At 44.5% G+C, this 13,063-nt stretch carries 17 protein-coding genes; all 17 read right to left on the reverse strand.

Annotated features, from left to right (window positions below):
* Positions 1 to 3: 3 nt before the first annotated feature.
* The 17 genes from LEP1GSC185_RS01205 to LEP1GSC185_RS01285 all read right to left on the reverse strand — a co-directional run bounded on the left by LEP1GSC185_RS01205 (position 4) and on the right by LEP1GSC185_RS01285 (position 13,051).
* A complete protein-coding gene (locus LEP1GSC185_RS01205; RefSeq protein ID WP_008589477.1) occupies positions 4 to 1,761 on the reverse strand; it encodes a hypothetical protein in 1,758 nt (585 codons plus the stop codon).
* Complete coding sequence (locus LEP1GSC185_RS01210; RefSeq protein ID WP_008590796.1) at positions 1,762 to 2,118, reverse strand: LIC10183 family protein; 357 nt, start codon at positions 2,116 to 2,118, stop codon at positions 1,762 to 1,764.
* Positions 2,119 to 2,206: 88 nt separating this feature from the next.
* A complete protein-coding gene (locus tag LEP1GSC185_RS01215) occupies positions 2,207 to 2,761 on the reverse strand; it encodes a hypothetical protein (protein ID WP_010514718.1) in 555 nt (184 codons plus the stop codon).
* The gene (locus LEP1GSC185_RS01220; RefSeq protein ID WP_010514716.1) at positions 2,758 to 3,720 is read right to left on the reverse strand and encodes a hypothetical protein; all 963 of its coding nucleotides are present in this window, start codon (positions 3,718 to 3,720) and stop codon (positions 2,758 to 2,760) included. Before LEP1GSC185_RS01220 ends, LEP1GSC185_RS01215 begins: the two co-directional genes overlap by 4 nt.
* Positions 3,711 to 4,112 carry a hypothetical protein gene (locus tag LEP1GSC185_RS01225; RefSeq protein WP_008590592.1) on the reverse strand — a complete coding sequence of 134 codons (402 nt, stop codon included), beginning with the start codon at positions 4,110 to 4,112 and terminating at the stop codon, positions 3,711 to 3,713. The genes LEP1GSC185_RS01220 and LEP1GSC185_RS01225 overlap by 10 nt, the downstream gene beginning before the upstream one ends.
* Positions 4,109 to 4,561: a DUF6046 domain-containing protein gene (locus LEP1GSC185_RS01230; protein ID WP_008589823.1), complete on the reverse strand. Its 453-nt coding sequence runs from the start codon at positions 4,559 to 4,561 to the stop codon at positions 4,109 to 4,111. The genes LEP1GSC185_RS01225 and LEP1GSC185_RS01230 overlap by 4 nt, the downstream gene beginning before the upstream one ends.
* Positions 4,562 to 6,865, reverse strand: coding sequence for a phage tail tape measure protein (locus LEP1GSC185_RS01235; protein ID WP_008590230.1), 2,304 nt, complete (start codon positions 6,863 to 6,865; stop codon positions 4,562 to 4,564).
* Positions 6,847 to 7,092: a hypothetical protein gene (locus LEP1GSC185_RS01240; RefSeq protein ID WP_024863955.1), complete on the reverse strand. Its 246-nt coding sequence runs from the start codon at positions 7,090 to 7,092 to the stop codon at positions 6,847 to 6,849. Before LEP1GSC185_RS01240 ends, LEP1GSC185_RS01235 begins: the two co-directional genes overlap by 19 nt.
* A 253-nt stretch (positions 7,093 to 7,345) precedes the next feature.
* Positions 7,346 to 7,762, reverse strand: coding sequence for an LIC_10177 family protein (locus LEP1GSC185_RS01245; protein WP_008590002.1), 417 nt, complete (start codon positions 7,760 to 7,762; stop codon positions 7,346 to 7,348).
* A gap of 17 nt (positions 7,763 to 7,779) precedes the next feature.
* Complete coding sequence (locus LEP1GSC185_RS01250; RefSeq protein WP_008591656.1) at positions 7,780 to 8,211, reverse strand: hypothetical protein; 432 nt, start codon at positions 8,209 to 8,211, stop codon at positions 7,780 to 7,782.
* A gap of 14 nt (positions 8,212 to 8,225) precedes the next feature.
* The gene (locus LEP1GSC185_RS01255; RefSeq protein WP_008590739.1) at positions 8,226 to 9,722 is read right to left on the reverse strand and encodes a DUF2586 family protein; all 1,497 of its coding nucleotides are present in this window, start codon (positions 9,720 to 9,722) and stop codon (positions 8,226 to 8,228) included.
* Position 9,723: 1 nt separating this feature from the next.
* A complete protein-coding gene (locus LEP1GSC185_RS01260) occupies positions 9,724 to 10,140 on the reverse strand; it encodes a hypothetical protein (RefSeq protein WP_008589861.1) in 417 nt (138 codons plus the stop codon).
* A gap of 2 nt (positions 10,141 to 10,142) precedes the next feature.
* The gene (locus tag LEP1GSC185_RS01265) at positions 10,143 to 10,712 is read right to left on the reverse strand and encodes an LIC10173 family protein (protein WP_008591074.1); all 570 of its coding nucleotides are present in this window, start codon (positions 10,710 to 10,712) and stop codon (positions 10,143 to 10,145) included.
* Complete coding sequence (locus LEP1GSC185_RS01270) at positions 10,709 to 11,149, reverse strand: phage virion morphogenesis protein (RefSeq protein WP_008590204.1); 441 nt, start codon at positions 11,147 to 11,149, stop codon at positions 10,709 to 10,711. Before LEP1GSC185_RS01270 ends, LEP1GSC185_RS01265 begins: the two co-directional genes overlap by 4 nt.
* Positions 11,146 to 11,520 carry a hypothetical protein gene (locus tag LEP1GSC185_RS01275; RefSeq protein WP_024863956.1) on the reverse strand — a complete coding sequence of 125 codons (375 nt, stop codon included), beginning with the start codon at positions 11,518 to 11,520 and terminating at the stop codon, positions 11,146 to 11,148. The genes LEP1GSC185_RS01270 and LEP1GSC185_RS01275 overlap by 4 nt, the downstream gene beginning before the upstream one ends.
* A 15-nt stretch (positions 11,521 to 11,535) precedes the next feature.
* Positions 11,536 to 11,955 carry a hypothetical protein gene (locus tag LEP1GSC185_RS01280; RefSeq protein WP_008590382.1) on the reverse strand — a complete coding sequence of 140 codons (420 nt, stop codon included), beginning with the start codon at positions 11,953 to 11,955 and terminating at the stop codon, positions 11,536 to 11,538.
* A gap of 16 nt (positions 11,956 to 11,971) precedes the next feature.
* Complete coding sequence (locus LEP1GSC185_RS01285; protein WP_008591792.1) at positions 11,972 to 13,051, reverse strand: hypothetical protein; 1,080 nt, start codon at positions 13,049 to 13,051, stop codon at positions 11,972 to 11,974.
* Positions 13,052 to 13,063 lie beyond the last annotated feature (12 nt).

The following is a 13,063-nucleotide window of genomic DNA, read 5'->3' on the forward strand; positions in this document are numbered from 1 at the left end:
TAGTTATGGTGAAGGTGGATCATAGAACGGAATGACTTTGGGAGCGTTTTGATAAAATATCCTTAGATAGCCCGCTGGATTTGCAGGCAAGGCTGGAGCGGATCCCGATTCTGCGTAGGGCTCACTTCCGGAATCGAAATTTGGAGTTCGTAATGATTTACGATAAATTCCCGATGAACCACCGAACGCTGCATACACGCTCGATTCTACCAAGGCAGAAGCGTCTGGACGGTAGGAAATCGTGCCACCTAATCCTCCTGCTACAGCGAAGCTTCCCTGTAAAAGTGTTTCATTGATCGCATCCAGATAAACCGTTACGTTTGGATGAATCTCCATGAATTGGAAATGCGAATCGTATGTATTGGAATTGTTATCGATTACTATTTGAGCTAAAGCAAACGGAGAAGCTGGATCTTTTGATATGGAAAGAAACGAACAAGCTGTCGTATTATCCCAAATAAATTGGGAGTTTTTGAAATTTCCATATAAGAAGGAAATCGCTTTCGTAACTAAGGGGACAGACCTGCCAGTAACGTCTATTACGCAATCTTGAAATGTAGGCATCCCAGTGAAGAGAACAAGATCCGAAGTAAGATCAATGCTTACGTTTTTAAGAAGCGATCCTTTATCCATTCGGATCGTAGTTTCGAAGTCGAGATCATAGGTTCCGTCCGGAATAGAGAATTTGTTTCCCGTAGATAGAAAGGAAGAATCGAGTAATATCGTTTTCGGGAAACCATGTAGAGAAGAAATCGCAGAATATAACGATGCCCAGTCGGTAAACACGTTGCCGCTTGGTGTTCCACCGGGTTGATAGATAAAAAGTTGCAGTTCTCCGATTCCACCACCTCCGCTGGAATTCCAATCGTCTTTTTCCGCTTGGGTAACGAACTGGTGGTCAGGATCCGTAGAAATATCCGATACCGGAATCGGTCCGGTGTTCCTTTTATTTTGATTGAGACGATAAACAGTTCCGGCACTTGCGACTTTATCCGCAAGTTCGGAATTGAAATCATCTACGATATCGGAAAAAGGAATCTTTGAGGTAGATATTTCATCGATTACATCCTTATTGGCTTTGATGAAGTTTACGATTTCTTGGAATGTATCAAGATCCGTATCATCAGAGTTCAAAAGAGATTGTATCGCGTTCAAAGACTGGCGTAAAGAGGCGACTTGAGCGGCGGAGACTGGCTTGTTTGTAGAGGAAGAGGTATCGGAATCGATTACATCCGCTTCCGTAAGTTGGATAACATTCAAAACATTTCCGAGTCCTACTTGTTCTTTAGTCACTGAGTGAGGATTGTCGTTTCTATTTTCATGCTCCGACAAGTCGGCTTGAACTCCGGAGATCGCATTCTCCCGATTTTCTGTTTCGGTTTGGATTGCACCTGTAAGATTTTGATCTGCGTTTTCTCGTTCCGTTTTTTCCTGTAAAACGGATCCCGCGATCAAGTTTTGGAGTGCTGTGGATAGATTGGAGATCGCATTAGAAATTTCGGTATTTGTCTTTAAGCTGGACCAAAGAAGATTTGGAGAAGTGACGTTATCGTTTATGAATTGAGAGAAGTTATTTAAAAGTTCTTCTTCAAAACTTTCTGCATCTACACCTCCGGGAAAAGTTCCGAAAGTAAGACAGTAAACGAGTATCAAAAGTTTCTCTTCGAAATTGGAGCGAGCCCAAAATTTAGCGGCTTCTTTTAAACCTTCCGCCTCGGCTGGTGGAATAGAGTATTTTAGAATGAAATCCTTTATATTCATTTAAGTACCGCCAAGACTGATTGAAAGTTCCTCGCCGGATTTCAGTCGAAAGGAAATTCCAATTCCTTTATCTAAGGAAGACACTTCGACGGTGGATTGGTCGATTTGGGGAAATTGTGCGAGGATGCGATATGCGTCGTTTAATCTTTCTTGCGGACCGCTTTCATCTTCTTCGAATAGATGTTTTCTTTGGAGGCTATAGAATTCCGGAAAATCAATGTCGTCCGCAAGTGTCATATCGAATGCTTCGATTACCATAGAGCGAACGGCGTCCAATTCGGATTCGTTTGTTGCAAAATCGAAAGTTTTCGAATCGAGTAATAGATCTCCGGAGATTTCTTCTGTAAGCAAGTCCACGAGAACAGACTATTCACTCGTAAAGGTTGTGCAAGCGGTTCGAATTTTAAGGATCGAATATGTCCGCAATGTCCTCTTTTTTTGAGCCTTATATTTTCCCGTATTTAAAACTCACGACTTTTAAGTCCGGAGGAACTTGGGGAATCGGAAGAGATTCGATTGCAGAAGAAAGACCCGCCTTGTAAGAAGCTCCCCCGTCTGTTGGAGTCGTCGGTGCATTTTGGATCGCTGTATAAAGAGTTTGCAAAGAAGAAACGATCTGATTCATCCAGATTTCCAAAGAATTTGTATCGACTGCCTGAACGGATCCTTCTCCAAACTTGAATCCGGTTTCGTCGATCTCGATGTCCCGCATTTCCATGATGCTCGTTTTAACTTTTGCGATTTTGTTAAAACCGATCGCGACTGCACGGGCCGCACTGTTATCTCCAAACAAAATGACACACCGGCTTCCTGGCATCGGTTTTATGGGCCAAAACCATCGGATGTCTTCCTTATTTGCATTATTTATCAGGGCGGTGAGTAGTCCCGGTTTTCCGGATTCGTCTGGTTCACTTTGGACTCTTACGACGGTTCCCATCGTTGCCCAGTTGATAGTGTACTCACTAAAAAATAGAGTTACAATGTCCGATGCAACACTCATGCGACCCCCACGAATTTTACGACCGCAGGATAGATGAGTTGGCGAAACTGAGCATTTTGTGCGGACCAGGTTTTTACGACTTTATCTACAAAGATTTCCTTAGTTCTTTCTTTGTCGTTCGGATCCTCGAACCGGATAATTTCAGAGTGTTGGACCGATGGAGCACCGAAGGTCTCGAAATCTCCCACAAGTCCTTTTCCTGCGATCTCATGATAGACTTCTTTTGCCCGTTTTAACAATTCGGCATAGGAAATCCCATCGATGTCGAAAACGATTTCTTCTCCTTTCGCTTCGGTATAAGTGACCTGTTGCATTCTTCCCGAATCTTTATTATAACTCCTTAATTTTACCGTTACGTCTCTGCCTTCTCTTGTGGAAAGATTATCTTTGATCACATTGTGAGCCAGATGAAAACGTTTCGGTTTCGGAGGAATAGTAAGTTTCGACGGACTTTGAACGTAAAGGATCCCTTTTCTAAAAAATGCGTCTATTCCGTATTTCTTTAGTCTTGTTAAGACGTAGGAGGCTCGTCTTCCTTCTGTGGTGATGTCGTAGCTTACTCTTGTAGATGCGACGGAGGGATCAATTTTGGTCAATGTTCCCGGAAGAATGCACCGATTTACAAGAGAAGAAACGGTCATATTGTCTACATTAAAGTTTATAGTCTTTAATTGCAGATCAAACATTCCGTCCCGGCATACGATTTCTAAGGGGAGCTTGGGAGATACACTCACCACTGTTCCTTCAAATTCTAAACTTTCCGAATAGCCTTCATACCAAGCATACCATTGGACGAGATCTCCCTTTTTGACGCTTTCCCTAGCCCAGCCCTTCATTTTAGGAAGTTTGATTGTAAGTTGAGAAGACGGTTCATTTCTTCCGCTGACAAGTTCGGCCTCTAAGATTTTGTGCAAAACCATTGTCCCAATGCGAAGACGTTGCTTCATAACTAAGGCCATATTTTTAGCCTCTCTTTTGCAGCTTGGAAAGTCCTACGATCAACGAGTGCAGGAATGATGATTTTGTTTCCGACTTCATATCGGAGAATTTTACGCTCGTTCTCAATACGGATCCGTTCGCAAAAATGTTCAGTGAAGTAATACAAGAGACTCAAGGATTCGTAAGTGTCTGTTTCCAATACAGTATGATCAATAACCGAAGTTGGAATATCCATTCTGATCCGAAGAGGGATTCCTTCTTTTAGTTTATCGGTCCAGTCGAAGCCTATTTTTCTATTTAGATGAGTGTTCGTATCTCGGATGAGTGGCCAGATTGTCCAATCTCCCCAATAAGATGCAGCAATCCTTTGGAGAGTGTCGTTTTCGCGTGCGAAGTGAACTCTTTCGATCATAAGGGAGGAGTCTCCAAATCAAAAAGAGGATCATCACTTACAGCCTCAATCCTGCACGGAAGTTCGAAAGCTCGGTCCTCGTCTGGGAATTCTATCCGTGTCAGTAGTATATAAAAAATCTTTAATGCGTTTATTTTTGGGTGAATGATTGATAAGGATTCTTCTTTCTTCCATTTGGATACCACATCCCGCATTTCGGAGATTGCGCCAAGCTGAAGGCCGGTCGAGCTTACGAATTCGAATTCGATTGTAAGAAGCCAGTCGCGAAATCCTACGACCTCTTTTATAGTTCCCTCCATGCCGTTGATGGAAGTTTTCGAATAGTTCTTTTCTTGGGAAGCCGTGACTTTTGTTCCTCGGGGACAAGCGTATCCTTCGATCATAACAGGATCCAAGTCGCTTCCAGTAACAGCTAAGAACTTTCCGCCTGGAGAAGGATCTAAAATCATTTATCCCCCCACCGGAAATCCAAAACCAGGCGAGAGTGGATTCCCTTTTTCAGCGGATTTTCGGATTGCGTCTTCGAATAAGTTACCTATGAAAAGACCAGATTCCCTATAACCGGAAGAATTATTCTGGAATGTTACTTTATCAACGAGGCTCTTGATTGTGATTTGGATGGCCTGTGCTCCCATTCCTCCCGGGATTCCGCTCAATGGACTGTTTGCGAGTCCAGAAGAATCGAATTTAGGAAGTTCTAATGCTTTGGAGTATTGTGCATCCTTCTTTAAATCCAGTTTTGCTCCGCCTGTTTGTGTGAGCATTCTATCTTTTCCGCTCATTCCCAAGGAATCAAAGACGGTATTTGTAGCGGAAACACTCGGACTTGCAGGAGTCGGTACTGTGATCTTTTGGTCTTTTGTGGTTCCAACCGTTACCTTGTCTCCACCCATACCAAAGAATTCTTTTACCGCTGAAACTGCTTTGCCAATCCATCCCACAATCGATCCCCAGTTGTCCTTGATCTTAACAAGAGCGGCAATCGTCCAACCGATCGGACCCGTGAGTAAAAGGATGGCTGATACTAGATTCTTGTTTTCATTCCATGCTTTGGAAACGGCGGAAGTCCATTCATCCCAATAGTAGATCGCGGCGGCAACGACTCCCACTGCGAGTAGGATCCCTGCAACTACCCAGGTGATCGGATTCGCCCAGAAGGCCGCATTCAAGAGTGTAGTTGCAAAGGTTAGTGCTTTTGTCGCTCCTGCTTGGATAGCTTGCCAAGCCGCAAGTGCTTTTGTTTTACTCGTTACAATTCCATAGACAAAACTTAGGGCCATCCAGGAGTAAGTGGCGAGACCCACAATTCCGATCAGTGCGTATTCTGCTACGGTCAAGGCGATTGTCGCGGTTTTATTTGCCACTTTCGCAATCCAGTTTTTTACGGTAGCCGCTGTATTAAACAAAGTGGCCGCCGCCGCAGAATTAGTAACGGCTGTATACATTCCAATGACTCCGACAAGAGTAAGAAAGGATCCACCCAAGAATAGCACAACGGACCCGCCGAATACAAGATAGGATACAAATTGCTTTAGTGTCGGATTTGCATCCAAAAGCCTCGTAACTCCGGAAAGCATATCCGCAAATCCTTTGGTGACGGATAGCAGGGCTCCATTTCGAATCGGCTCGGAAAGACTTGCCTTTAATGCTTTCCATCCGCTTTCTGCTCTTCCGATTTGAGAATCCAAATCCTCCAAATTTGTTCCGGCCATCTTATTTAAGGCGTCCGCTGTCCCGCTCAGATTTGCGTCTTTGATCTCTGAGATGGAAGTTTTCAATTCTCCAATTTTTGGAATTAAGTTTTCCACTGCGGCGACAGCTTCCTCGGAGCCGAGTGCTTTTTTGATTTCGTTTCTTGCATCCAGTTTTAGAACTTTGTTCCCCGTTGCCTGATCGACTATAAAGGATTTAGAATATTTCTTGTTCAGTTCCTCCAAAAGTGCTGGCATTGTTTTGATTTGGCCCTGCGCATTCTTAGCGTTCAGTCCTAGCTTTTGGAATCCTTCTCCTGCCGTACTTAAAAAAGCTCGATAACTTGTTCCAGCGACTCCCGGTTGCATCGTATTTTGGAGTAAACCGAGAACACTCATTTGCTCTTCTAAAGTGACTCCCATTCCGGCGGCGGTTGCTCCGAGGGACTGGATGGCCGCTTGCATTTTCGCGCCATCCGTTTTAAATTTTTGAACTGAAATAGATAGAGTATTCGAAAAACGTAATGCAAAAGCCGCATCCGATTCGTTATACATTTTCTTAAATTGTGCGTGGGTTGTACCAAAGAGATCCGCAAGACCTGCAAAATCTCCTTTGGTTGCAATGGCCGCTTGCCCCAAAGCTTTCGCTACACTAGAAAGTTCCGCAGGGTTTAAACTCGAAACTGCGGATTTGATGTCATAAATACCTGAAAGGAACGTTTCTTGTGCGATCCCAAGATCCCCGGTCATCCCGCGAACCTCAGAGGAAATTTTAGTCACTTCTTCTCTGGAAACTCCTAAAGACTCTATATTCTTTTCGAGTTTACCCGCTTCTCTTCCTGCATCGATAAGAGACTTAGAAAAGTAGAGTCCAGCGGAACCGTATTCGAGCATACGTTGGCCCGCTTTGGCAAGTCCCATAGAACGATCGAAAAGTTGAGCAGACGCACTTGTGTCATCCATACTTTTCCGAAGAGATTTCCAACGGCCTTCGATTTCACCGAGTCGACCGGAAACATAGTCTTTGAGGCTTAAAACGACCCCTAATTCAAAGGCGTCCATCCACTTCTCCAAAGGAGATATACAATGGATGTGAAAAGATTAGTTGCGAGGGGAAGGTATTTTAAAAATCTGTTTTTGTTAAAAGGAATGACAATCAGTGCCGGAACAATTCCAAGCAAAGGGAAGAGGGATAAAAGATGTAAAAATCCGTAGATCACCCCGGCAAACGGAATTAGATCGCTTGCTTTCGGGTTCTGTGAATCATAGCCTTTCCAGTCCTTTGCCATTTCCAGTTTTCCTAATTCTAAATTACCAATAACCCCGGACAAATTCTTCACCGACTAAAGGCTTTTGCAATGCCTTTTGCGACCCCCGCCGCAATTATATCGATGATCCTTTCTTGAGTCCATTGTAGGTCCTTACTTCGTTTTGCAACTTCCTTCGCATCGAAGGGATCCGGAAGAGAATCCTCGGGAAAAAGAAGCCTTATCAGATTTTCAAACGCACCGATTCCCGAATGGATTTCAGCTTCCCGATCCTCTAAAGCTTTTTTGAAATTGCCTCTTGATTTACTTTTGCAAGATCGAAAAGTTTTCTGCTAATCGCCGCCGCAAGGCCGGGCGCACCCGAGTTTATCCAACCTCGGAATATCTCCGCAGACGGATACACCAAACAACGTTGCACGAAATCTATATCCGACTCGATCGGATCCAGTTTCTTCGCTCTTTCGGATGCAGAAGATAGAATCTCCTTGGAAGGAACGCGGCAAAGTGTATGGAATTCTCCTTCCACCGCTAAGTGATGTAACCCTCCCTTGTCTGAAAGAAACTCTTTGATCGCATCAATTTCGACTTGGTATTTCTGTAAAAATTCCTCGTCCACGGGGATATAGGTATTCGGCAACTGTGCGACTGCTTCCCTATAATCGTCGTATTTCTGTTTTCCCTGCATTTCCATTTTGACTCCTCCTTATTTTAAGAAAACGTGATGATCGGATAACTCACTACGGCGAAATCCATATCTGTTTCGGAAACGTCGGATCCCACTTCCGTCGGTAAGTTGAATTTCATGATCTTTACGGCTGGAACTACAAGAAGAAGTGTTCCTCCTTCTACTTCGCAACGCGCGGTCAACGGAGAAGGAGGAAGTTTTAGTAAGTCGCCTCCAAACGGAGCCGCAAGCTGGATCAAATACTTTAACTCGTCTATTTCGATCGTTGCTTTTGCGGATCGTTTATAGCTTTTTACGGACCAGCTTACAGGTTCTCCTCCCTTTCCTAATTTAAAGGAAATGTCGGATTCGTATTGGATATCGAATTTCGAGAATTTTATGAGTTCTCGCCCGAATAGGGTTAAGGTAAAATTTTCGAAACTGATCGCTTGAGGTAAAATATCACCGGGTTTCATTCTCTACTCCTTCTTTATCCTAGTACGAACTCGGTCGTCCATTGGATCGTATCGAGCCTATCTTTGATCTTCATCTTCATGGTTGCCGGAAGGACCTTTTTCTCACCGACCTTCTTGATTGTTCCAAAGATGATTTCGTGGCCGGAAATTTCCGCCTCTCCCGGACGTTCCATTTCTTCGGAGACTTTCTTATCCACCTCGGCCTTGATCGCATCTAAGCCGCCGGATCCAGAATTTGTTTCTGTGTCCATTTTAAGGAACGGTAAGGATCCCCGGTAAACAATCCGGTGCATCTTGTTTGCTCTTCTAAGTTCCGGAATATTTTGGAAGTCCGAAGCCGGTGGAGCCATGAGATTATCGCTTGCAATATACACTCCTTGCCAATCCGGATAAATCTTGAGCATGGTAAGGCCAAGATCATCTAACGCACCAAGATAGTTCTTATATCCTTCGATCCAGTAACGGATCCCGATAAAAGTTCTGGATTTGTTCTTTGCAACCCAGGCCGCACTTACGTTTACCCTGGATGCGGCAAGTCTTGCACAAAGAAAAGTTGCCGCGTTTCTCCATTCTCCGATCGAGTCGGCTAATTCGAGAGAGGCATTCCATCCTCCTTGGGAATCGGTTCCGCCCGGAATGTAGCGACCTTCCGCACCGATTACGGCAATCCTTTCGTTTTCGTAAGAGTCCCATTCGTCTTGCATCCGAAGAAAATAGGATTCTACTGTCTCTGCGGTTTGTTTTCTTTCAGTTTCCAAAACTCCGAAAATTCGGAAAAGGTTTTGAGTTCTCATCTCTTCGAGTAGAACAGAAACGGAGACCGCGAAAGCCCGATTGACTCCTCCAATATGGTGGAACCAGTAAAAAGGATTATTTCCTTGATCGATTGTTTTTAAAACTTCGATTGCGACTAAACGTTTGGCCGCAGACGCAGTCGGTCCTTTGATATTAAAAGTAAAGGTATCTCCAACCTTGAAGGTGTCTGCTTGCGCAGTTGTGTCGTTTGTAAAAGTTGCAGTAACACCTACTGCAAGTGCAATGACTCCACCTACAGGAGTGATCACAGGAGGACCGAAAGCTTCGCCTCCGTTCTCACTCTTGCGATACTCCGCAGTTCCCAACGCACCGGCTTTCGTAATTTTTAAAACGACCATTCTACTTCCGGTAGGGGATCCTTCGATTGTCGGAAGATCTGCAAGCCCTGTATTTTCCTCTCCGGCTACTGCGGGATCTACACTTCCGGGCTGGTCGTTTTCGGGCCGGATGCAAAGAACAGGAACCGGAACTTCTCCCGCTTCCTCGTTGAATTCTTCGAAATGTTGTTTGAGTGCATCGACTAGCTCACCCTGTACAAATACATCCTTCCCTTGACCATACGTTGAGATCAGGATCGGCTTATTTGCATCGTAACCTTCCGCCTGTCCAATTTTGGCGTGAACCTTATCCTCGTAAGGAAAACTATTTCCGAGTCCGCCGGAAACGTGTGTAGTTGATACGGAACCTATGGCCATATTATTCTCCTTTTGCTCCTATAAAGACTTTGATTTTCATCCGAAGCCCGTTCATGTCCGGACAGCGAACCTTGACTCCCGTTAAAGCTTGCGTTCCTGCAAGTTTTAACTCGTTTGCTCCGATCCAAATTTCGGAGTCATTTAATTCGAATTCGAACAAAGCGGGTTCTCCCTCTTTCACTCCAAAACTGGAATTCGTTTCGTCCCAAACACCTTCCAAGTGAATTATATCCACTTCGGTGAGTTCCTGCATTGGGATACTCTTGGGTCCGGACGCTTGAGAAACTTTGATCGAATAGTTCTCCAATACTTCCCCGCAGTCGAAGAAGGAATTCGTAGAAATGATCTCCTTCTTTAATATAGCGTTATCCGGTATCCGGACCTTATGGATCATCGTCACTATTTGGTATCTGTCCATGATCACACTCTCTCCAAAGTCGGAACTGACTCTTCGAGCTCGGCTCCTCCCAAAGTTTCTTCCTCTTCGATCGTATAGAGACCGTCTCTAAAAATGATCTCCACATAGAGTTTATAATTTCCGGTTTCTTTAGCCGGGTCGGTGATGATTCCGTTTTTACCGAACCGGACTTCTATCGGGATCCCTTCGTCTGTCTGGATCCAGCGATGTTCTGACACGAACAAAAGACACTGGTCAAGGATCCCGCGTTCTGTTACGGTGCTTACGACATCCGCGTCCGGTGTTTCCAACCAAAAGTCGACAGTATATTTGAAATCTTGTTTGATTTGGCGTACTGCGTTTTTAAGGAATGTGTCTCTTCCTCGAACGATTTTCGCCAATCTGTGTTTCACTTTTCTTGCAATGCTGTTTGTCGGTTCGCTTGCTTTTAAAATTGCACAAGGAATCTTCTCTTGGATGGAATCCAAAGGGGGTTGGTATTCAAAAAATCGATCCGAAGGAATTGCAGAGTCTTCTCCTTGCACAAGACCTTCTACCATCGCTCGAAGATATTCTATATGAGTACGTCTCATTTGAATATTTCTCCGAGCGCAGTTTTAAAATTTTCGAGAATCTGTTTTTTAGAATCTTCTAATGCAGGTCTAAAGTAAGGTCTTTCCGGAATTCCAATAGTTTCGAAACCGAATTCCTGAGCCCGTGCCTGCTTCTTGTTTGTTCCTACTACAAAAGTCGAATCGTTCTCCTTAACGATCTCAAAAGAAGAAGAGAGATCTCCTTCCGCGATGAGAGTCAGATTCGACTGTCCAAGTTTTGCTTTTCTCTCCTTCGTTTCTTCCGAAAGTTCCGGCCAATTGGATTTGTATTTTTGGGAACGGATCCCTTTGATTACATTCGCTTGCACAAGAGCCGCGTTCTGCTCCTGTACATGTTCGATCTTTTTTCTTCCTTGAGAAATCGCTTGGTTCAGCTTTGGACCGAAAGTATCCGTTACGGAAAGAAACTTGTTCATGCCTTGTTTCCTCCTGCTTTGGGTTTTCTGATTTCGATTCGAATTAAAACAAATCCTTCGATCTCTTGTGCTGGATGAATGGTATCTACAAGCCAATCACCGGAATCTTCTTTTCGGATCCTACATTCCGGTCCGAGAGATTCACTGCTTAAATCCCCAGGACGTATTTGGCAAACGGCTCGATATTCTTGCCTTTCACCGACTTCCGTATCCGAAATCGGATCTTTCCAAATCCATACACATGGAATTGCTTTTCCGGGCTGGTATGTGATCTTTTTGGATGCGTTTAGTCCGGAAGGACCAGCTACAGAAACCGGGGTGAGAATTTGGATTTTGCCTTGCGTTCCTTTTTCAAAGGCGCGATCAAGCATAGCGGCAATACTCATTTATGCCACCCCTGGAGATTCGGAAGGATGTTTACCAAAAAGCAAAAAATATGCTTTATTCCGAAATCCTTCCGCGATCTCTCCGCGTTCATCCGTTCCCATGCGGGAGCGTTTTACTCTTGTTCCTTCTCCACCTCCGGAAGATACTTCCTCCGGATCAAAAGCGTCATTGTAGCCGAATTCTTCTACAATCTCCGCCTTAACGAGAAGAACCTCGGCCATCCGAAGCTCTGTCGCAACTGGACGGGAATCTGGGATTTGTATTCCCCAAGATTTCATCCGGACCTTGGCTAAAGCCGCCGCCGAGTAAAGATATTCTTCGTATGGAGACACGCTCTTTCCCTCTCCTTCATCGGAGAGATCCAAGCTCTTAGCCTGGATACGAAGTTGTTTCTTTAACTCGACAGGATCGTTTAACATTGCTTTAGCCTTCTTCTTAGGCCGCCTTAGTTTTGTAGTGACAGCTTGCGGAGAATAATTTCCCGAATTCGAATTCGTAGCTGATCACTGTTCCTTCGATCTGCTCTCGGATGAAACGATCGCTTTCTACAAGTTGACCTGAGGAATCTTCGAAGAGTTCTAGAGTGACGTCTTTGTTCCATGCAAGTATAACGTCGTCCGCTATCTCTGGATGGGTTTTCCAATTCACCCCGAAGAAGTTCAGGACTTGTCCGGTCTTGACATAGCCTTCGAGTAAGTTCATCGACTGGAACTGTTTAAAGTTCGTTTCGTCTGTGAGCATCTTTTCAAGGAAAGTCTTATTCACTACAGCATGAGTGAACTCGACTCCTTGATCAGCGGAAAGTAACATGTTAACCACATCCGCATACTTGAATGTAGTAGTGGAAGTTGGAGAAGTCGGAGCCGCGGTATTCTCGTTTCCGTCTCCGTCTTTGATAACCTGTAAAGCTCTCTGGGTGATCTGTTGGGATAGTTTCCAACCGAAGACTTGGAATACGTTCTGAGCCTTTAGGATTTGCATCCTTTTCAAAACTTCGTAAGTGAAATCGATTTCGAGTCCAACCTTATTCGTTTTGAGTGGTTTGCTTTTGGTAGCAATGACCGCCTTTGGAAATTGTCCGTCCTCTTTCGTTTTGCGTTTTGCCTTTAAATCGGATCCGGTAATATCAAAGGCGGTGGATACGACTGCTCCTTGACTTACTCTCGTTTTCACCGAATAGGTATCTTCGAGTTTCACTTGGAGTTGTCCCATGTTCATCCCGATATAGATGTTCTGGTTTACGAACTCCGGAAAAAGATACTTGGACTGGTTAGAAGCTTTGATGAAATCCTCCACCGCGAAGTTTGCTCTTCCAATTTGGAGATCGTTCGCCATAAGCTGGCGTTCGAATGCAGAAAGATCTTTTCCCGCTGGCGTTTCGGGATCGTATCCGGCGTCCAGTTCTTCTTTTTCCATGAACTCGCTCATACTCAAGCCTTGAGCCTTCGCGTCATGGTATACACCGGCTTCTAAATCGAGTAAAACGATGCCGTTGTCTAATTTTCTGTGTGCCATTTGCTTCCCTCC

Source organism: Leptospira licerasiae serovar Varillal str. VAR 010 (assembly GCF_000244755.1).
GTDB lineage: Bacteria > Spirochaetota > Leptospiria > Leptospirales > Leptospiraceae > Leptospira_B > Leptospira_B licerasiae.

Coding starts and splice junctions, on each gene's coding strand:
- LEP1GSC185_RS01205 (WP_008589477.1), bottom strand. CDS start 1,761: ATGAATATAAAGGATTTCATTCTAAAATACTCTATTCCACCAGCCGAG.
- LEP1GSC185_RS01215 (WP_010514718.1), bottom strand. CDS start 2,761: ATGAGTGTTGCATCGGACATTGTAACTCTATTTTTTAGTGAGTACACT.
- LEP1GSC185_RS01220 (WP_010514716.1), bottom strand. CDS start 3,720: ATGGCCTTAGTTATGAAGCAACGTCTTCGCATTGGGACAATGGTTTTG.
- LEP1GSC185_RS01225 (WP_008590592.1), bottom strand. CDS start 4,112: ATGATCGAAAGAGTTCACTTCGCACGCGAAAACGACACTCTCCAAAGG.
- LEP1GSC185_RS01230 (WP_008589823.1), bottom strand. CDS start 4,561: ATGATTTTAGATCCTTCTCCAGGCGGAAAGTTCTTAGCTGTTACTGGA.
- LEP1GSC185_RS01235 (WP_008590230.1), bottom strand. CDS start 6,865: ATGGACGCCTTTGAATTAGGGGTCGTTTTAAGCCTCAAAGACTATGTT.
- LEP1GSC185_RS01240 (WP_024863955.1), bottom strand. CDS start 7,092: ATGGCAAAGGACTGGAAAGGCTATGATTCACAGAACCCGAAAGCAAGC.
- LEP1GSC185_RS01245 (WP_008590002.1), bottom strand. CDS start 7,762: ATGGAAATGCAGGGAAAACAGAAATACGACGATTATAGGGAAGCAGTC.
- LEP1GSC185_RS01250 (WP_008591656.1), bottom strand. CDS start 8,211: ATGAAACCCGGTGATATTTTACCTCAAGCGATCAGTTTCGAAAATTTT.
- LEP1GSC185_RS01255 (WP_008590739.1), bottom strand. CDS start 9,722: ATGGCCATAGGTTCCGTATCAACTACACACGTTTCCGGCGGACTCGGA.
- LEP1GSC185_RS01260 (WP_008589861.1), bottom strand. CDS start 10,140: ATGGACAGATACCAAATAGTGACGATGATCCATAAGGTCCGGATACCG.
- LEP1GSC185_RS01265 (WP_008591074.1), bottom strand. CDS start 10,712: ATGAGACGTACTCATATAGAATATCTTCGAGCGATGGTAGAAGGTCTT.
- LEP1GSC185_RS01270 (WP_008590204.1), bottom strand. CDS start 11,149: ATGAACAAGTTTCTTTCCGTAACGGATACTTTCGGTCCAAAGCTGAAC.
- LEP1GSC185_RS01275 (WP_024863956.1), bottom strand. CDS start 11,520: ATGCTTGATCGCGCCTTTGAAAAAGGAACGCAAGGCAAAATCCAAATT.
- LEP1GSC185_RS01280 (WP_008590382.1), bottom strand. CDS start 11,955: ATGTTAAACGATCCTGTCGAGTTAAAGAAACAACTTCGTATCCAGGCT.
- LEP1GSC185_RS01285 (WP_008591792.1), bottom strand. CDS start 13,051: ATGGCACACAGAAAATTAGACAACGGCATCGTTTTACTCGATTTAGAA.